Below are 18,070 nucleotides of genomic sequence, written 5' to 3' on the forward strand. Positions count from 1 at the left end.
CGTCGATCAGGTGGTGACGACTACGCCAGCGTGGCCGCGTCGATCACGAAGCGGTAGCGGACGTCCGAGGACAGCACGCGCTCGTAGGCCTCGTTGACCTGGTCGGCGCTGATGAGCTCGGTCTCCGGCAGGATGCCGTGCTCGGCGCAGAAGTCGAGCATCTCCTGGGTCTCGCGGATGCCACCGATGGCGGAACCCGCCCAGCTGAGCCGACGCGGGATGAGCGCGAAGGCCGGCACCTCGAGCGGCTCGGCCGGAGCGCCCACGTTGACGAGCGTGCCGTCGACCTTGAGCAGGCCGAGGTAGTCGCCCATCGGGATCTTCGCCGAGACGGTGTTGATGATGAGCTCGAAGGAGTTCGCGAGCTTCTCGAACGTCTCCGGGTCCTTCGTCGCGTAGTGGGCCTTCGCGCCGTAGCGCAGCGAGTCCTCCTGCTTCGAGGTGGTCTGCGACAGGACGGTGACCTCGGCGCCGAGCGCGACGGCGATCTTGACGGCCATGTGGCCGAGCCCGCCCATGCCGACGACGGCGACCTTGGTGCCGGGGCCGGCGTTCCAGTGGTGCAGGGGCGAGTACGTGGTGATGCCGGCGCAGAGCAGCGGCGCGACCTTCTCGATGTCGAGCGACTCGGGGACGCGGAGGACGAAGTCCTCGTTCACCACGACGGCCTGCGAGTAGCCGCCCTGGGTGATCGAGCCGTCGGCGTCGACACTCGCGTAGGTGCCGATGTTGCCCTTGAGGCAGTACTGCTCGTTGCCGGCGACGCAGTTCTCGCACTCGCCGCACGAGTTGACCATGCAGCCGACGCCGACGCGGTCGCCGACCTGGTGCTTCGTGACGTTCTCGCCGACGGCGGAGACGTGGCCGACGATCTCGTGGCCGACGACCTGCGGGTACTGGATGGGGCCCCACTCACCGCGGACGGTGTGGATGTCCGAGTGGCAGATGCCGGCGTAGGCGATGTCGATCTCGACGTCGTCCGGGCCGACGTCCCGACGGGTGATGGTGGTCTTGACGAGCGGCTCGGTCGCTGACGGTGCCGCGTACGCGTTGACGGTGCGCAATGATCTCCTCGTGGGGGTGGTGCGTTGCGGGCCGGTTCCGGCCCGGAACCAGTGTGCGCGCAGCCGCGGCCGGGTGGGAGGTACAACCAGGACACCCCTGTGCCCGCGGACGGGCGCGTCGTACCGGCCGCGTGGCGCGGCGTTCTGCTCGCTCAGGCGAGCCGGGCCAGCCGCTGCCCCGCGATCGTGGCGAAGCGCAGCGGGTCGGCGAGGGCGTCGTCGGGCTCGCCGGTGGTCTGCGTCGCGAGCACGGTGAGCGACGCGGCGGCCGCGTAGTCGTCGAGCGGGGCCTCGATCGCGCCCGCGACGAGCATCGAGCGGGCACCGGGAGCGTGCGCCGCGGTCAGGTCGCGGACCGCCGAGGGCACCTTGCCGACGGCGCTCTGCCCGTCGAAGCACCCTTCGCCGCTGATCACCACATCGGCACCGTCGAGCAGCGCCGGCAGCCCGAGGACCTCGGCGACGGCCGCGGCCCCATCGGCGAGCGTGGCGCCCCACACCAGCAGGCCGAACCCGACACCGCCGGCGGCTCCGGCGCCCGGGGTGTCCGGGTCGACGTCGGGGAAGCGTGCGGCCCAGGTTGCGAGTCGGTCGTCGAAGGACGCCACACGGTCGGGCGTGATGCCCTTCTGCGGGCCGAAGACGGCTGCGGCACCGGTCGGACCGAGCAGCGGAGAGGTCACGTCGGTGAGCACGGTGACGCCGAGCGGGGGGAGTGCCCGGAGGCCGTCGGTGCCTTCGCTGTCGAGTCCGAGCGCCTCGAGCACCGGACGCCCGCCGTCGGTGGACGCGCTGCCCCCGATGCCGAGCACGAGCCCCGTGGCACCGGCGTCGAGCGCGGCGGCGATCGCCTCGCCGAACCCGCGGCTCGTCGCCGTGTCCGGCATCGGTGCGTCGAGCAGGGGGAGGCCGCTCGTCGCCGCGAGCTCCACCACCGCGCGGCCGTCGGGCAGCCGCAGCCAGTGTGCGTCGACCCGGGTGCCGCCCGGGCCGGTCACGGTGACGGGGACTCGGACGGCTCCGGGGACGGCGGTCTCGAAGGCGTCGAGCGTGCCCTCGCCGCCGTCGGCCATCGGGACGAGCACCAGGTCGTCATCGGGCCGCTCGGTCAGCCAGCCGGCACGGACGGCCCCGGCGACGGCCGCCGCCGTCGCGGTGCCCTTGAACGAGTCCGGAGCCACGATGATGCGCACGGCTCCCACCGTAGTGGCCGGTCGCCAGACGACGGCGTGCGGGCGCATGTGAGACGCCGGCGTGTGCGCAGGACGCCGCGTTGTCCGCGAGACGCCTCCGGATTCGGCGGCGTCTCGACGACATGACGGCGTCGAACGAACACGACGGCGTGCGGCGGACCCGTCGGTGCGTCAGGGCGCGGGCACCGGCTCCGGCAGGGCGAAGCGCGGGTGCGCCACTCCGCCCGTCACGAGGTCCGCGAGCATCTCACCGAGCAGCGGCGCGAACTTGAAGCCGTGCCCGGAGAACCCCGTCGCCACGGTGAGCGGCCCGACCCGGTCGATGACGAAGTCCTCGTCGGGGGAGTTGTCGTACAGGCAGCTGATGAACGTCGGCTTCGTCGCGTCCACCCCCGGCACGTACCGCGCGACGTACGCCTGCAGCCGTTCGGCCTCGGCCGGCACCGGCGTGGAGTCCCGGTGGTCCGGGTCGACGACGGGGCCGGTGCCGTGGAACCCGACCTTGACGCCCTCGCCCGGGGTGAGCAGCCCGTACACGTCGTCGCCGTCGGCCCAGTGCACGAAGCTCGGCCAGGCCGCGTCCGGCAGGTGGCTGGGGAAGTGGGCCGGCTGCTCCTGGGTGACGCGGATGGCCGGGAGGCCCGACCCGCGTCCGGCGAGCAGCCCGCCGACCAGAGTGGGGGCCCACGAGCCCACCGCGGCCACCACGGACGCGGTACGGACCGCGCTGCCGTCGGACAGCGCCACGGTGACGTCGTCACCGTGGTCCTCGAGCCCGGTGACCCGCGTGTCGAACCGCAGGTCGGCGAGACCGGTCCGTCCGGCCAGCGTGAGGAACGCCTCGATCGTCCGGTCGGACCGGATGCGCCCGGCCGAGGGGTGGGTCAGCACGCGCCCCTCGAACACGATGCCGGGCCAGCGCGCCGCCGCCTGGTCCGGGGTCAGGAACTCGTGCGGGATGTCCGCGTCGGCGAGGGCGGCGGCGATCGCGTCGACGACCTCGGGCCGACCGTGGTCGACGGCCCCCGTGCGGACGATGAGCTCCTCGTCAGCAGCGGCCTCGAGCGCTCCCCACAGTTCGAGCGCCCGCGTGGTCAGCGCGACGTACTCCGGGTCGGCGTAGCCCTGCCGGAAGATCCGGGTCGCACCGTGTGACGAACCGAGGTGGTGCCCGCGGGCGTGCTGTTCCACGAGCAGGACGCGCTCGCCGCGGGCGGTGAGCGCGTACGCGGTCGCAGCGCCGACGACCCCGGCACCGATGACGACCACGGGTGCGATGTGTTCGGGGGAACCGGGAGAGGAGGACATGCGGCGAGCGTACGTCCGACGGAGCGAGTGACGGGAATCGAACCCGCGCTACCAGCTTGGGAAGCTGGAGTTCTACCATTGAACTACACTCGCGCGCCCCGCAGAACGGGACTCCGCAAGCCTAGCGGATTCTCGCCTGGAAGCCAGCCGACCGCGCACCGTACGCCGTCTCGCGGGCGCGTGTCGCGCCTCCCGAGTCTCCGCTGTGAGGCTGCGTGCCTGACGGACAGGTGTCGGACGCGTGTGTACCGTCCAGGGAGTTCCAGCCCCGAACCGAGGAGGACCCGGATGGTCAGGCATCCCCTCATCGACGACGTGGTCGGCTCGGCGATCGTGGTCGAGTCCGCCTCGCCCGTCGTGTGGCTGACCGATGCGCTCGCCTCGCTGCTCCGCCGGTCGGCGGACGCCGGACGGACGGTCGTGCTCCGCACCGGCCGGGCCGCGGCGATCACCCCGGCACTCCGGCACGCGCTCGGCGCGTACGGTGCCGCGTGGGCGGTGTCCGACTTCGACGGCACACTGCGTGACGGCCGGACCGGCGTGGCCGCATCGGACATCGAGGACTTCGTGCACCGCGGCCCCGAACTCGTGGGCACCCCGTCGCCCGAGCACCCGGTCTCGGCCGACTCGGTGCGACAGATCAGCATCGACCTGACCCTCCGCCACCACCCGGGCCGTGCGGTCGACATGGGCTCCGCGATCGAGGCGCTGTGCCACACAGTCGGCACCTGCCCGACCCGGTGGGGCACCGCCGAACCGCTCACCGTGCCGTGGGACCGCTGGGTCGTGACGCAGTACGCGAAGCACGAGGCACCCGGCATCTCGACCTCGTACGCCGTCGGCGAGGGGTTCTCCGCGACGATGACAGCGCACCTGGTCGGTGGGGTCGTCGTCGAGACGATGTCCGCCGTGCTCACCGTGCCCGAGGAGAACACCGACCCAGGGCTGGCGAACCGGATGTTCGACGCCGTGCAGCGGGTCGCCGACCAGGTCGTCCCCGTGTTCGGCGTGGTCATGCAGCGCCGCGGCGACGCCGACCACCTGGTGCGGGCCGTCTCGCACGGCGAACCGTCGCCGCTCGCCGTCGTCGTGGGCCCAGAGGCCGCCGGCTTCCTGGATCGTGACGGAGTCTGGCCGCCGCCGCGCACCACGACCGCGACGTTCGCAGCCGGTTCCGGCTCGTCGACCCGAGCGGATGCTGACGTCGACGCCGACGGCGGGATGATCGTCCGTTTCGAGGACGGCTGGGAAGCGCTCGAGTCGTTCCTCGACCGCATCGACGAGGACCGCTTCCTGCAGTTGGTCGGCGGTGCACCGCTCGACCCAGCGCACGACGAGGGCACGCTCGACGGCCACGTCCGCGATGACCGGATGGTGGGCGGTCAGGGTGCCGCGTGACGTCACCATCCTCTGCCGGCAGCCGGTGGAGACGCGCGAGGTGGCGGAGGCGCTCCTGCTGCACGACGAGACGTGGGGTGTCCGGGCGCTCGACGACGGCCCGATGATGCAGGTGTGCCGTGACGCCACCCACCCGGTGATCACCGTGCTGGGTGTGCGCCGGGTGGACTCCTTCGACGAGGTCGAGCGGATCCTGCCCGACGCCCCGACCCTCGCGACGCCGTTGTGGTGGGTCGACACCGTCACGCCCGCGGGCCCCGACGGGGAATCGGGGATCTCGGCCGCGCTCGAGGCCGCGATGGACCTCGACGCGGTCTGCATCGTCCACGGGGACTGATCGCGGTCGGCCTGCCGCACTGCCTGCGCTGGTCGGCCCGGCGGTTCAGTCCCGCTTGCTCATGGCCGCCAGGCGGTCGTTGTAGGCCTTGAGGTCGGCGTCACCGTCGCGGTCGGCCTTGCGGTCGAGGCGCTTGGCGTCGCGCTTGTCCGAGCGCATCCAGTTCCGGACGACGAGCAGGGCCACGAACACCATCGGCAGCTCCGACGCACCCCAGGCGATGCCGCCGCCGGTGTGCTGGTCGTCGAGCAGCGCGGCGTCGTTCGTCTGGCCCAGCGCGTGGAACCAGTCGAGCGCGAACACCGACTGCGACGTCATGACCGCGACGCCGAAGAACGCGTGGAACGCCAGGGTGGCGAGCAGGGTGATGATGAGCATCGGGTACGGCGGGCGCTGCGGGCCCGGGTCGACACCGACGAAGACCCAGAAGAACAGGTAGCCGCTCAGGACGAAGTGGATGATCATCGCGACGTGCCACTCGTGCGACTGCATCGCGGCCTGGTACGCCGGCGTGAAGTAGAACACCACGAGGGACCCGGCGAAGATGATGCCCGCGACGGCGGGCTTGCCGAGGAACTGCATCCAGCGGGAGTGCACGAAGAGCATGAGCCACTCGCGGGCGCCGCGTGAGCCGTCGTTCCGGACGGGCAGGGTGCGGAGCGCGAGCAGCACCGGGCCGCCGAGCACGAGCGGCAGCGGGACGAACATCATCAGCAGCATGTGCTGGAGCATGTGCGACGAGAAGTGGATCATGCCGTACACGGCAGGGCCGGCCGACGTGGTCCAGATGAACAGGGCGCAGCCGATCAGCCAGGCGATGGTGCGACCGACGGGCCAGGCGTCGCCCCGCTTCCGGAGCTTGCGCACCGCCAGCAGGTACCAGACCGCCCCGACGACGGCCAGGCCGAGCCACACCCAGTCGATGTGCCACTGGGTCAGGTAGGTCTGCGTGGTCTGTGCCGGCGGGAACGGGAACCCGATCAGGCCGGAGCGGGTGTCCTCGCCCGTCGCGGGGGTCTGCGGGATCGGCGGCTGCGAGCGGGACACGGCGACCGAGACGCCGATGGCCACGGCCATGAACACGATCTCGGCCAGCGCGAACCGGGTGAACACGCGGCGGTCGAGCGGTGCGCGGAGGAGCCCGGGCACGAGTTTCCGGCGCTGCACGATGCCCGCGACGCCGAGCAGCAAGAGGATGAGCGCCTTGACGGTGATGAGCCAGCCGTACGTCGTCGTGACCAGGTCGAGCGGGCCGGTCAGACGCAGCGACGCGTTGACGATGCCGGAGAACGCCACGGCCCCGAACGACCAGCCGGCGAGCGTCGAGTACCGGGCGATGACGCGTCCGGTCGCGCCCTTGGTGCGGGTGCGGAGCAGGACCACGGCGACCAGGCCGCCGGCCCACACGCACACCCCGACCAGGTGGATCGCGAGCGAGTTCACCGCGTTCGCGTGCTCGAGTGACCCGGCGGCGTGACCGGACAGGGCCAGGGGGAGCAGGGCGAACAGGCCGATCACGGTGGCGAACGCCAGGGTCGTCACCCGGGTGGCGAACGCAGCGACCACCGTGGCGACCAGGATCGCGGCAGCCGACACCACGAGCGCCTGGCCGATCTCGACCTGGAACGCGAAGAGCATGAAGTTGCGGGCGAACACCGGGCTGGTGAGCGGGACACCGAGGGTGTTCGCGCCGGTCAGGACGATGCTCACCGCGGCTGCCAGGAACCAGACGGCGCCGGTCGCCGCGGCCCACCGGGTGGCCCGGTGCTGCACGCTGGACAGAGCGCCGTGGTCCTTCTTCTGCGCGGGCAGCGCGAACGCCGCGACGATGAGGAACCCGACGGTCAGCGCAGCCATCGTGTCGTGCACGACGCGGGCGATCGGCAGGCCGTACTCGACGACGTCGCCGGCGGACACGAGCTGCTGACCCGCGCTGAACGCGCCGGTGATCGTCAGCCCGAGGATCGAGCACGCGACGGCCAACGGGATCGCGATGACGAGGACCGTCGCGACGGTGGACGAGCGCCCGGTGACGGGGGCGGCGTCCGGCGCTGACCCGGTGGGCTGTGTTTCGGGTGACGTGACGGTCATGACCGTCCAATGGTAGGCGTGCCGGCTGGAAGGCGGCCCCTCGGATGCGCGCTCAGACCCGCCGTTCCCAGATGCCCTCGCAGCCGACGCCGACGAACCCGACGGCCTCGTTCACGTCGAGCATGTGGCGGTTCTCCTCCGCGTTGAACGTGATGATCGAGGGACGCCCCGGGAACCGCCGCTCGAGCTCCTGGATCCCGACGACCTTGAGCAGCCAGCCGAGCCGGTGGCCGCGGTGCTCGCGGAGCACCAGGGTGTCCCACTGCTGTGCCGGGCGTGCGGGATCGTTCGGCACGGACAACTGCGTGAAACCGGCCAGGGTGGTCGTCGGCAGGTGCTCGACGGCCACGGTGAGCAGGGTGCGCGGTGCCCGGGCGAGCTCGTCCTCGTGCTCCCGGAGGCGTTCGGCGGTCCAGACGTCCTCGGGCTCCTCCATGCCCCCGGCGGGCGCGTCGGTGCTCATCCGGGTCTCGAGCAGGGCGATGCCGTCGAGCCACTGCTCCGGCGTGCGACCGGTCCAGGCGTGCACGCGGTACTCCGGACCGGCGGCAGCAGACGCCCGCTCGTGCAGTCCGCGCACCACGGATGCGTCGGCGGGCAGCGGGAGCCGGCTGATCCGGTTCACCTGCCCGAAGTGCCAGCCGCGGGCGGTCAGGAACCGCACCCCGGCCTCGTCCTCCGGGACGGCGCCGAACCCCGTCGGGGCGTGCACGAACCCCGGCCCGGACGCGGGACCGACCTGCCGCGAGACGGCGTACGTCTTCCACTGCGTGCGCCCGTCGGCGCGGGCCATCGACTCCAGGTGGTCGGCGAGCAGCGTTCCGACACCGCGGCGCTGGTGCCCGGGGGTGACGCCGACGGTCAGCCAGCAGTTGGTGGTGCCGGGCTCCTGCTTCGTGTCGTAGGAGCCCGCACCGACCACGGTGCCGCGATCGTCACGGGCGACGAAGAGCCGGCTCGGGGCGCCCGGCTCGCGGCACAGCGGCAGGTACTCCTCCGGTGTCCACGCCAACTCGTGCAGCCCGTGCACGGCGGCTTCGGCCCCGTCGGACACCGCGAGCCACTCGGCGAAGGTCGCGACGGTCGCCGGGTCGTCGTCCATGGTGGCGGGCACCGTGATCTCGTCGACGGTGTACGTGGTCATCACTGCTCCGAACGCCACCCGCCCGGGTGGTGGGCAGCCTGGCAGCATACCGGCGCGACGCCCGCTGCCGCTAGGCTTCGTCCGTGCTGCTCTCCGACCGCGACATCACCGCCCAGCTCGCCGAAGGCCGGATCGGCCTCGACCCGTACGACGCCTCGCTCGTGCAGCCGTCGAGCATCGACGTCCGGCTCGACAAGTTCTTCCGGCTGTTCGACAACCACAAGTACCCGCACATCGATCCCGCGGTGGACCAGCCGGACCTGACCCGCCTGGTCGAGACCGACCCGGACGAGGCGTTCGTGCTGCACCCGGGCGAGTTCGTGCTCGGTTCCACGTTCGAGGTCGTGACGCTGCCCGACGACATCGCAGCGCGACTCGAGGGCAAGAGTTCACTCGGTCGCCTCGGCCTCCTGACCCACTCGACCGCGGGCTTTATCGACCCCGGGTTCTCGGGGCACGTGACGCTCGAGCTGTCGAACGTGGCGACGCTGCCGATCAAACTGTGGCCGGGGATGAAGATCGGACAGCTGTGCTTCTTCCAGCTGTCGAGCCCGGCCGAGAAGCCCTACGGTTCCGCCGAGTACCAGTCCCGCTACCAGGGTCAGCGCGGCCCGACGGCGTCCCGCTCGGCGCAGAACTTCCACCGGGCGGACGTCTCCGACCCCCGCTGAACCGCGCCGGTCCGGCGACGGACGAAATGTTGGATGCTGTGTATCGTTGCAGCATGTCCGCTGTTCCCCCACGGTCCGCCCCGCCACTGTCGGCCGCGGTGCTCATCCGCGACGCCCGAGAACGCGCCGAACTGACCCAGGTCCAGCTCGCCCGGCGCGCCGGCGTCACGCAGAGCGTCATCAGCACGTACGAGAACGGTCGGCGTGAACCGTCGCTCGCCGCCCTGCAGCGGATGCTCCGGGCGGCGGGCTTCACGACGACGATCGACCTCCAGCCGGTCGAGGAACCCCAGCCGCTCCTCGAACGGGTGGTCGCCGCCCGGCAGGAGCTCGTCGACATCGTGCAGCGGTTCGGCGGGCGGAACCCCCGGATCTTCGGCAGCGTCGCCCGGGGTGACGACGGCCCGGACAGCGACGTCGACCTGATGGTCGACGTCGACGCGGGGCTCGGGATCTTCGCGCTCATGCGGATCCAGGACGCCGCCGAGCGGTTGCTCGGCGTCCGGGTCGACGTGGTCGACGCCGCGGGCATGCGCCCCGGCGTCGTCCGGACCGCGGTGCCGCTGTGAGTGCCGAGCCGGGCGTCCGCCGTGCCGTCGGCGACCGGCTCGACGACGTGATCCGGGCGTGCGAGGCGATCCGGCGCTACGTCGACGACGAGCGGGTGCCCGAGGACCTGGTGCACGACGCGGTCCGGATGCGCCTGGTCGAGATCGGTGAGGCCGTCCGGGTGCTCCCGGCCGGGGTCACCGCGAGCGAGCCCGGCATCCCGTGGTCGCGCGTGGCCGACCTGGGGGAGCGACTGACCCGGCGGTACTTCGACACGACGCGGGCGCTGGTGTTCGGCACCGCCCGCACCGACGTCCCACACCTCGCCGACGCCGCGCGCCGGTTGCGCGCTGCCCACCCCTGACCGGCGCGGGCTCGGACCGGGCGCGGCCACGTGCCCTGGGCGGACCACCAGGCGGACTGGAGGCACGGATCACGACGTGCACCGAGCCTCCCGTCCGCCGTGTGGCCGGCCTCCGGACGACGCAGGACGGCCCCGTCTCGCCGAGGCGAGACGGGGCCGTCCGTGGTGCTGGGGAGATCAGCCCTTCTTGGCGAGCTCCTCGAGGGTGTCGTTGCCCTTGTAGGCCTCGACAGCGTTGTCCTTGGTGACCAGGACCGGCGTGAGCTCGATCGCGGGGACCGTCTTCTTGCCGTTGTAGTTGTTCGTCTTGTCCATCTTCGTGTCGGGCTTGTCGCCCTTCGACAGCGTGGAGACGAGGTCGACGGCCGCCTGGGCCTCCTTCGACGTGTCCTTGAAGATCGTCGAGTACTGCGTGCCCTGCATGATGAGCGGGATGGACGCGGTCTCCGAGTCCTGGCCCGTCACGACGGGGTTGTCCTTGCCGGCGGCCTTGGTCGCGGTGAGGATCGCACGGGCGAGGGTGTCGTTCGGCGACAGGACGCCGTCGAGCTCGGTGTCACCCGTGTAGTACTGCGAGAGCAGGTCGGTCATGCGCGACTGGGCCTTCTGCGCGAGCCAGCCCTGCGTGACGACCTTCTGGAACGTGGTCTGACCGGAGACGACCTTGATCGTGCCGTCGTCGATCTTCGGCTGCAGGACGTCCATCGCACCGTTGAAGAACACGGTCGCGTTGGCGTCGTCCGGCGAACCGGCGAAGAGCTCGACGTTGTACGGCTTGTCGCCCTTCTTCTCCTCGAGGCCCTTGAGCAGCGCCTCGGCCTGGAGCTGGCCGACCTTGAAGTTGTTGAACGCCACGTAGTAGTCGACGTTCTTCGTGTTCAGGATGTTGCGGTCCCAGGCGATGACGACGGCGCCACGGTCCTTTGCGGACTTGACCTGCGCGGTCAGCTGCGAACCGTCGGCGGCACCGATGATGACGGCCTTGGCGCCCTTGGTGATCATGCCCGAGATCTGCGACTGCTGGTCGGGGACCGGGTTGCCGGCGTTGGCGTACTGGATGTCGGCCTTGAAGCCGGCGTCCTCGATCGACTTCTTGAACGCGGCGCCCGCGAGGACCCAGTTCTGCGAGGTCTTGGCCGGCAGGGCGACGCCGATGAGGTCGCCCTTCTTGATGCTGCTGGTGCTGCCGGCGTCGTCGGACGAGCCGCGTGCCGAGCAGCCGCTGAGGGCGAGGCCCGCGATGAGCGCCAGGCTGAGGCCGGCGACGATCTTCTTGCGCATGTGATTGCTTTCTCTTCGTTGAGGAGGTGTGGGGCCGGAGCCCCGCTGTGGGGAGGGGTGGACTAGGGGAGGGTGATCTTGTCCGGCTGGTCCTCGATGGACCGCGGCTGCTGGGCGGCCACCGTGTTCTGCTCGGTGTCCTTCCGCTGGAACTGCCGCATCATGCCGCCGATCAGCGACGGGCGTCCCTGCGACTTCGAGTAGACGTCGAAGGCGACGGCGACGAGCAGGACCAGGCCGCGGATGATCTGCACCTGGTTGGACTCGAGGCCCATGAGCTGCAGACCGTTCGACAGCAGCGCCATCACGAGACCACCGATGATCGAGCCGGAGATCGTGCCGACACCACCGGCGACCGCCGCGCCACCGACGAACACGGCGGCGATCGCGTCGAGCTCCCAGCCGGTGCCGTCCGCGGGCCCCGAGGCGCCGGAGTAGGCGACGAACACCATGCCGGCGATCGCGGCGAGGACCGACATGTTCATCATGACGAAGAAGTTGACCCGCCGCGCCGAGACGCCGGACAGGACGGCTGCGTTGGCGTTGCCACCGACGGCGTAGACCTGGCGACCGAAGATCGTGTTCTTCGTGACGAAGCCGTAGACGATGGTCAGGATGCCGAGGATGATCGCGACGATCGGGACCGAGGTGCCGACCGGGCCGGCGCCGAACAGGTACGTGGCGACGAGCGTGACGGCGACCAGGATGCCGGTGCGGACGATCGAGACCCACAGCGGCGGGACCTCGGCCTGCATCTTCCGACGGCGGGCACGGCCACGGGCCTCGATGATGATGAGCGCGAGGATCGTGACGAGGCCGATGAGCAGCGTGCCGTTGCTGAAGCCGAAGTCGGGGCCGAAGTCACCGAGGAAGCCTGCGCCGATCGGGGTGAAGGCGTCCGGGACGGGGACCGACGTCGAGTTGCCGATGATCTGGTTCACACCACGGAAGATGAGCTGACCGGCCAGCGTCACGATGAAGGCCGGGACCTTCACGAACGCGACCCAGAAGCCCTGCCACGCACCGATCAGGGCACCGCACGCGAGACCCAGGATGATGGCGGCCCACACCGGGAAGTCCCACACGGCCATGGACTGCGCCACGACGATGCCGACGACCGCTGCGACCGAACCCACCGACAGGTCGATGTGCCCCGCGATGATGACCATGACCATGCCGAGCGCCAGGATCAGGATGTAGGAGTACTGCAGGAACAGGTTGATGACGTTGGTCGGCTCGAGGATGAGCCCGTTCGTCGTGACCGAGAAGAAGATCAGCAGCACGATGAGCGCGATGATCATGCCGTACTGGCCGATGCTGTTGCCCTTGCCGAAGAGCAGTTTCAGGTTGTTCATGAGGCGGTGGCGCCCTTCCGCGCGGAGGTCATGCTGCGCATGAGCGATTCGGGATCGGCCTGGTCGGCCGGGAGGTCAGCGGTGATCTGGCCCTCGAAGATGGTGTAGATCCGGTCGGAGAGACCGAGGAGTTCGGGGAGCTCGGACGAGATGAGGATGATGCCCTTCCCCTCGGCGGCGAGCTGCTGGATGATCCCGTAGATCTCGAACTTGGCGCCCACGTCGATGCCGCGGGTGGGCTCGTCGAGGATCAGGATGTCCGGGTCGGTGAACATCCACTTGGACAGGACGACCTTCTGCTGGTTGCCTCCGGACAGCTTGCCGACGTTGTCCTCGACGCTCGGCACCTTCGTGCGGAGCATCTTGCGGTACTTCTCGGCGACCGAGTACTCCTCGAGCGAGTCGACGACGCCGGCCTTCGAGATCTTCTGCAGGTCGGCGGCGACCGTCGAGCGCTTCACGGTGTCGAGGAGGTTCAGGCCGAGTGCCTTGCGGTCCTCGGAGACGTAGCCCATGCCGTTCTCGATCGCCTGCTGGACGTTCGTGACCTTGATCTCGCGGCCGTCCTTGATGATCTGGCCGTCGATCCAGGTGCCGTAGGAGCGACCGAACAGGCTCATCGCCAGCTCGGTGCGCCCGGCGCCCATCAGACCGGCGAAGCCGACGATCTCGCCCTTGCGGACGTGGAAGTTCGACGCCTTGCAGACCAGGCGCGACGCGTCGATCGGGTGCTGCACGGTCCAGTTGCGGACCTCGAAGAAGGTCTCGCCGATCTTCGGGGTGCGGTCGGGGAAGCGCGACTCGAGCGAGCGGCCGACCATGCCGCGGATGATGCGGTCCTCGTTGACGCCGTCCGCCTTGACGTTGAGCGTCTCGATGGCCTTGCCGTCGCGGATGATCGTGATCTCGTCGGCGATCTGCTCGATCTCGTTGAGCTTGTGGCTGATGATGATGCTCGCGATGCCCTTGGCCTTCAGCCCGACGATCAGGTCGAGCAGGTGCTGCGAGTCGTTCTCGTTGAGCGCGGCGGTCGGCTCGTCGAGGATCAGGAGCTTGACGTCCTTGTGCAGGGCCTTCGCGATCTCGACGAGCTGCTGCTTGCCGACACCGAGGTTCTTGATCTGCGTGTCCGGGTCGTCGGCCAGGCCGACGCGGGCGAGCAGGTCCTGCGCACGCAGCTGCGCGGCGGTCCAGTCGATGCGCCCGAAGCGGCTCGGCTCGTTGCCGAGGAACAGGTTCTCGGTGATCGAAAGCTCCGGGATGAGCGCCAGCTCCTGGTGGATGATGACGATGCCGGCCTGCTCGGACTGCTTGATGTTCGAGAAGCGGACTTCTTCGCCCTCGTAGACGATCTCGCCGCTGTAGGTGCCGTACGGGTAGACGCCGGACAGGACCTTCATCAGGGTCGACTTGCCGGCGCCGTTCTCGCCGCAGATCGCGTGGATCTCGCCGGCGCGGACGCTGAGGGAGACGTCGGCCAGCGCCTTCACACCAGGGAACTCCTTGGTGATCGAGCGCATCTCGAGGATCGTCTCGGGTGCGGTGATCGACCGGGTCTCGAGGCCGGTGTCGATCGGGGTTGACGCCACAGTGCATCTCCTTCTGCCGCTTCGGTGCGGCAGTGTGTTCGGGTGGTTCTGCTGCGGCAGCGAAAGCACAGGGGGCCTGTGTGGACTTCGTTGTCGCGTCCGGATCCGGCTCGGTGTGACGCTCATGTGAACGGTCACATCGGCTGGACGGAGGCAATTTACGCACAGCCTCGGTGCGGCTGTCAATTCGGATTGGTCGCGTTTTCGTAACGGCGTGCGTGATCCGGAGGGAACGTCCCCCGGGTTGGGGCCAGGGGCCCCGGGAACGGGGGTTTCGTTGCGCGGAACCGCATGCGCGGTCGGGAGGCCCGTGGCGGGCCCGCCACGGGCCTCCCGTCCGCTTCGTGGTCGCGTCCGGAGCCGCGCTCGCCGGTGCGCCGCCGCCATGCGGTTCCGGGCGTACCCGGTGATTTCGGGCGTACCTGGTCGTTCCGGGCGTACCTGGTCGAAACTTTGCGGCAGGTATGCCCGTTCATGGCAGGTACTCCGCGGCGGCCTGGTGGTTCCGGGCATACCGAGAGGTCCCGGGCGTACCGGGTTGTTCCGGGCGTACCTGGTGTCTTCGGGCGTACCTGGTCGGAACTTTGCGGCAGGTATGCCCGTTCCTGGCAGGTACTGCCGGGGGTACCGGGTGGGTTCGGGCGTACCTGGTGGGTTCGGGCGTACCGGGTCGTTTCGGGCGTACCTGGGCGAAAGTTCGTGGCCGGTACTCGGGTCGTGGCGCGGCCCGAGGTGCGTCAGCGCGTGCGGGGCGCGCTCGTGGAGGCGCGCACGACCAGCTGCGGGACGATGTCGATCGGGCGGAGCAGTTCACCCTCACTCGGCAGCAGCAGGTCCACGCAGCGACGCCCGAGCTCCGCGAAGTCGACCTGCACCGTGGTGAGCGGCGGCCAGAAGTGCTTCGCCTCCGGGATGTCGTCGTAGCCGACCACGGACAGGTCGCCCGGGACGTCGAGCCCGTACGAGCGTGCCGCGTGCATCACGCCGAGCGCCATCTGGTCGTTCGAGCAGAAGATCGCGGTGCAGTCCCGCCACCGCAGCAGCTCGCGGCCGGCGTGGTAGCCGAAGTCGGCGGTCCAGTCGCCCAGGATCGGCGGGGCGACGGCCATGTCGCGGTCGGACATCTCGCGCAGGAACCCCTGCATGCGGGCGTCGGCCTCGATCCAGTCCTGTGGTCCGGCGATGTGCCGGACGTACTCGTGCCCGAGGTCGAGCAGGTGCGCGGTCGCCAGTCGTGCCCCCTCCATCTGGTCCACCCACAGGGCCGTCGGGTCCTCGCCGACGCTGGCGCGCATGGTGACGTAGGGGGTGCGGATGCCGAGTTCCGCGATCAGGTCGAAGACCCGCTGCTGGGGCGCGATGACGACGATGCCCTCGACGTCGAGGTCGAGCAGGTGACCGAGTCCTTCCCGCACGGCGGCGTCGGTCGCCTCGGCGATGTTCGCCGTCGTGACCGAGTAGCCGCGGAGCATCGCGGCGTCCTCGATCGCCTGCAGTGCCACGGCGGGACCGTAGTGGGCGCGGCGGGCCGTCAGGACGCCGATCGTGTGGGTCCGGCTCGTGACCAGGGCGCGTGCGGCCCGGTTCGGCCGGTACTGCAGCTGCTCCATGGCCGCCAGGACCTTGTCGCGTGTCTCGGCCCGGATCGCATCCGAGTTGTTCAGCACCCGCGAGACGGTCTGGTGCGAGACGCCCGCGATCCGTGCGACGTCACGGATGCTGGGCGAACGCGGTTGCTGTGTCCGCGATGACGCCATTGCTGCTCGTTTCCGCCCGGGTGTCGTGGCACATCGATGTGCACGTTCACATTCCGGGCCAGATCATTATGCACGTCCGGCGGATCGACGCCACCTGTGCGTCGATCCGCCGTCCGCTCAGAGCCAGTTGCGCTTGCGGAAGATCGCCCAGAGCACGCCCATCAGCAGGAGCATGCCGAGGATCGCGACCGGGTACCCGTAGTGCCAGTGCAGCTCGGGCATGTGGTCGAAGTTCATCCCGTAGACGCCGGCGATCAGGCCGGGTGCGAACAGGATCGCCGCCCACGACGAGATCTTCTTGACCTGCTCGCCCTGGCGGTGTGCTGCCCGGGCGAGTTGCCGGCTCTCCTCACCCTGGGCAAGGCTCGCGCTCGTCATCCGGCGCATCGCCTCGTTCTGCTCCTGCGACACCAGGGTGGCGTGCAGGGTCAGGGCGTTCTCGAGCAGGGCGCGGAACGAGTCGACGCGCTCGGTGACGCGAAGCGCGTGGTCGTGCACGTTGCGGAGCCGGTGCTGCACGTCGTCGTCCACGCCGTACTTGTCGGCTCCGCGGAGCAGCCCCGTCACCATCGCCGGCACCGGGGTGGTGGCCCGCTGGAACGCCAGGACCTCGCTCAGCAGCTGGTAGATGCGCTTCGAGACCCCGGGGTCGACCTGCCCGGCGAACAGCTGGTCCTCGATGGCGTCGATCTGCTCCTGCAGCACCTGGACGACGGGGCCGTAGCCGTCCACGACCTCGTCGAGCACAGCGGCGGTCACCGCCTCCGACCCCTTCGCCAGGAACTCCGGGTCCGCCTCGACTTGCGCCCGCAGCACCGCCAGGTCGGGTCGGGCGGCGTGCCGGACGCTCACCACGAAGTGGTCGCCGACGAACAGGTGCACCTCGCCGAACTCCACGGTGCCCGAGGCCTGGTCGAACCAGGCCGGCCGGAGCACCAGGAACAGGGTGTCGCCGTAGCGCTCGAGCTTGGCGCGCTGGTGTCCCTTGCGGGCATCCTCGACGGCGTTCTCGTGCAGGTCGAACTCGGTGGCGACGGCCTCGAGCTCGTGCGGGTCGGGCCGGAGCAGCCCGATCCACGTCAGGTCACCACGAGCCGGGCGCGACAGGGTCGACGGAGACTCCACGCGGCGTCCCCGGACGTAGATCGCGTTGTCGATCAGTGCCATGTGCGTGCTCCTTCGGTGGGGAGCAGGCGGGCGCGATGGCGCCCCAGAGGTGATCCGGGGCGGGGCAGGTTCAGCGAGCGGGCGCGACGACCGACACGGGCGGCCGGCCCGATCGAGGATGGTCACCCGACATCGCGCCTCACCTGCCCTTCTCGTCTCGTCGTGGCGGCGCCCAGAGCGCTGCCGACGGTCGAGCGTACGCCTGCGGCTCGGGTCGGACAACCCGTCGCGGCAGGCGGGGGAGCGTCAGCGCGTGACGTGCAGCCCAGCGGTCTCGAGCTCGGCGAGCTGCCACCCGAGCCACGGGCTCCAGGCGAACGGCGCGCCGGCGACGGCCTGCCTGAGAGAGTCTTCGGACACCCACGCCCACTCGGCGACCTCGTCGTCCGCGGGCGCAGGGGTGTCGTCGGTCACGGCGCGGAAGACGGGGCAGACCTCGTTCTCCACGATGCCGGAGGCGTCGATTGCGCGGTACCGGAACTCCGGCAGCACGACCTCGACGTCGCGCACGGTGATGCCGAGCTCGCGGGAGGCCCGACGGGCGATGGCGTCCTCGAAGGACTCGTCCGGACCGGGGTGGCCGCAGAAGGTGTTCGTCCACACCCCCGGCCAGGTCTTCTTCGACAGTGCTCGTCGGGTCACCAGGACGTCACCGTCGGTGTTCCGGACGTGGCACGAGAACGCCAGGTGCAGGGGCGTGTGGGCTGTGTGCACCGTGAACTTGTCCGCCGTGCCGATCGGGGTACGGTCGTCGGCCAGGAGCACCACGGATTCAGGGAAAGCGTTCATCTGTCTCGATAGG

At 70.3% G+C, this 18,070-nt stretch carries 16 protein-coding genes and 1 tRNA gene; 5 read left to right on the forward strand and 12 right to left on the reverse strand.

What is annotated here, in order from left to right; translation table 11 throughout:
- Positions 1 to 20: 20 nt before the first annotated feature.
- The 4 genes from DEJ35_RS03030 to DEJ35_RS03045 all read right to left on the reverse strand — a co-directional run bounded on the left by DEJ35_RS03030 (position 21) and on the right by DEJ35_RS03045 (position 3,658).
- Positions 21 to 1,064, reverse strand: coding sequence for an NAD(P)-dependent alcohol dehydrogenase (locus DEJ35_RS03030; protein ID WP_111192028.1), 1,044 nt, complete (start codon positions 1,062 to 1,064; stop codon positions 21 to 23).
- Between the two features lie 152 nt (positions 1,065 to 1,216).
- Positions 1,217 to 2,305 carry a glycerate kinase gene (locus tag DEJ35_RS03035; protein WP_111192029.1) on the reverse strand — a complete coding sequence of 363 codons (1,089 nt, stop codon included), beginning with the start codon at positions 2,303 to 2,305 and terminating at the stop codon, positions 1,217 to 1,219.
- 123 nt (positions 2,306 to 2,428) lie between these two features.
- On the reverse strand, positions 2,429 to 3,565 hold the full coding sequence (locus tag DEJ35_RS03040) for an FAD-dependent oxidoreductase (RefSeq protein WP_111123536.1): 1,137 nt from the start codon (positions 3,563 to 3,565) through the stop codon (positions 2,429 to 2,431).
- 22 nt (positions 3,566 to 3,587) lie between these two features.
- Positions 3,588 to 3,658: transfer RNA gene (locus DEJ35_RS03045), tRNA-Gly, on the reverse strand.
- Positions 3,659 to 3,853: 195 nt separating this feature from the next.
- On the opposite strand from DEJ35_RS03045, the gene DEJ35_RS03050 reads away from it, so the two are divergent.
- Together DEJ35_RS03050 and DEJ35_RS03055 are read left to right on the forward strand one after the other, a co-directional pair.
- On the forward strand, positions 3,854 to 4,963 hold the full coding sequence (locus tag DEJ35_RS03050) for a DUF6177 family protein (protein ID WP_111090152.1): 1,110 nt from the start codon (positions 3,854 to 3,856) through the stop codon (positions 4,961 to 4,963).
- Positions 4,953 to 5,300: a hypothetical protein gene (locus tag DEJ35_RS03055; RefSeq protein WP_027464937.1), complete on the forward strand. Its 348-nt coding sequence runs from the start codon at positions 4,953 to 4,955 to the stop codon at positions 5,298 to 5,300. The genes DEJ35_RS03050 and DEJ35_RS03055 overlap by 11 nt, the downstream gene beginning before the upstream one ends.
- A 45-nt stretch (positions 5,301 to 5,345) precedes the next feature.
- Here DEJ35_RS03055 and DEJ35_RS03060 read toward each other — a convergent pair whose 3' ends face one another.
- Together DEJ35_RS03060 and DEJ35_RS03065 are read right to left on the reverse strand one after the other, a co-directional pair.
- Positions 5,346 to 7,391 carry a cytochrome c oxidase assembly protein gene (locus DEJ35_RS03060; RefSeq protein WP_111192030.1) on the reverse strand — a complete coding sequence of 682 codons (2,046 nt, stop codon included), beginning with the start codon at positions 7,389 to 7,391 and terminating at the stop codon, positions 5,346 to 5,348.
- A 52-nt stretch (positions 7,392 to 7,443) separates the two neighbouring features.
- Entirely contained in the window at positions 7,444 to 8,535 is a 1,092-nt protein-coding gene (locus DEJ35_RS03065; protein WP_181435488.1) for a GNAT family N-acetyltransferase, read from the reverse strand.
- Between the two features lie 83 nt (positions 8,536 to 8,618).
- On the opposite strand from DEJ35_RS03065, the gene dcd reads away from it, so the two are divergent.
- From dcd to DEJ35_RS03080, 3 genes are read left to right on the forward strand one after another with little or no spacing between them, the layout of a single operon-like run.
- On the forward strand, positions 8,619 to 9,206 hold the full coding sequence (gene dcd / locus DEJ35_RS03070; protein ID WP_027464935.1) for a dCTP deaminase: 588 nt from the start codon (positions 8,619 to 8,621) through the stop codon (positions 9,204 to 9,206).
- A 53-nt stretch (positions 9,207 to 9,259) separates the two neighbouring features.
- On the forward strand, positions 9,260 to 9,775 hold the full coding sequence (locus tag DEJ35_RS03075; protein WP_181419944.1) for a helix-turn-helix domain-containing protein: 516 nt from the start codon (positions 9,260 to 9,262) through the stop codon (positions 9,773 to 9,775).
- Positions 9,772 to 10,119, forward strand: a complete 348-nt coding sequence (locus tag DEJ35_RS03080; protein ID WP_111192032.1) for a DUF86 domain-containing protein — start codon at positions 9,772 to 9,774, stop codon at positions 10,117 to 10,119. Before DEJ35_RS03075 ends, DEJ35_RS03080 begins: the two co-directional genes overlap by 4 nt.
- Positions 10,120 to 10,296: 177 nt before the next feature.
- Here the strand turns inward: DEJ35_RS03080 and DEJ35_RS03085 are convergent, their stop codons facing one another.
- The 6 genes from DEJ35_RS03085 to idi all read right to left on the reverse strand — a co-directional run bounded on the left by DEJ35_RS03085 (position 10,297) and on the right by idi (position 18,057).
- Entirely contained in the window at positions 10,297 to 11,400 is a 1,104-nt protein-coding gene (locus DEJ35_RS03085) for a sugar-binding protein (RefSeq protein WP_027464932.1), read from the reverse strand.
- A gap of 62 nt (positions 11,401 to 11,462) precedes the next feature.
- Positions 11,463 to 12,755, reverse strand: a complete 1,293-nt coding sequence (gene mmsB / locus DEJ35_RS03090) for a multiple monosaccharide ABC transporter permease (RefSeq protein ID WP_110858703.1) — start codon at positions 12,753 to 12,755, stop codon at positions 11,463 to 11,465.
- A complete protein-coding gene (mmsA, locus tag DEJ35_RS03095) occupies positions 12,752 to 14,275 on the reverse strand; it encodes a multiple monosaccharide ABC transporter ATP-binding protein (RefSeq protein WP_181419966.1) in 1,524 nt (507 codons plus the stop codon). The genes mmsB and mmsA overlap by 4 nt, the downstream gene beginning before the upstream one ends.
- 806 nt (positions 14,276 to 15,081) lie before the next feature.
- Positions 15,082 to 16,101: a LacI family DNA-binding transcriptional regulator gene (locus tag DEJ35_RS03100; protein WP_017886425.1), complete on the reverse strand. Its 1,020-nt coding sequence runs from the start codon at positions 16,099 to 16,101 to the stop codon at positions 15,082 to 15,084.
- A 117-nt stretch (positions 16,102 to 16,218) separates the two neighbouring features.
- Positions 16,219 to 17,268 (reverse strand): magnesium and cobalt transport protein CorA, encoded by a 1,050-nt coding sequence (locus tag DEJ35_RS03105; protein ID WP_111192033.1) that lies wholly within the window; start codon positions 17,266 to 17,268, stop codon positions 16,219 to 16,221.
- A 246-nt stretch (positions 17,269 to 17,514) separates the two neighbouring features.
- Positions 17,515 to 18,057, reverse strand: coding sequence for an isopentenyl-diphosphate Delta-isomerase (idi, locus tag DEJ35_RS03110; RefSeq protein ID WP_111192034.1), 543 nt, complete (start codon positions 18,055 to 18,057; stop codon positions 17,515 to 17,517).
- Between the last annotated feature and the right edge of the window lie 13 nt (positions 18,058 to 18,070).

The organism is Curtobacterium sp. MCPF17_051 (assembly GCF_003234595.1).
In the GTDB taxonomy this organism is placed as follows: Bacteria; Actinomycetota; Actinomycetes; order Actinomycetales; family Microbacteriaceae; genus Curtobacterium; species Curtobacterium flaccumfaciens.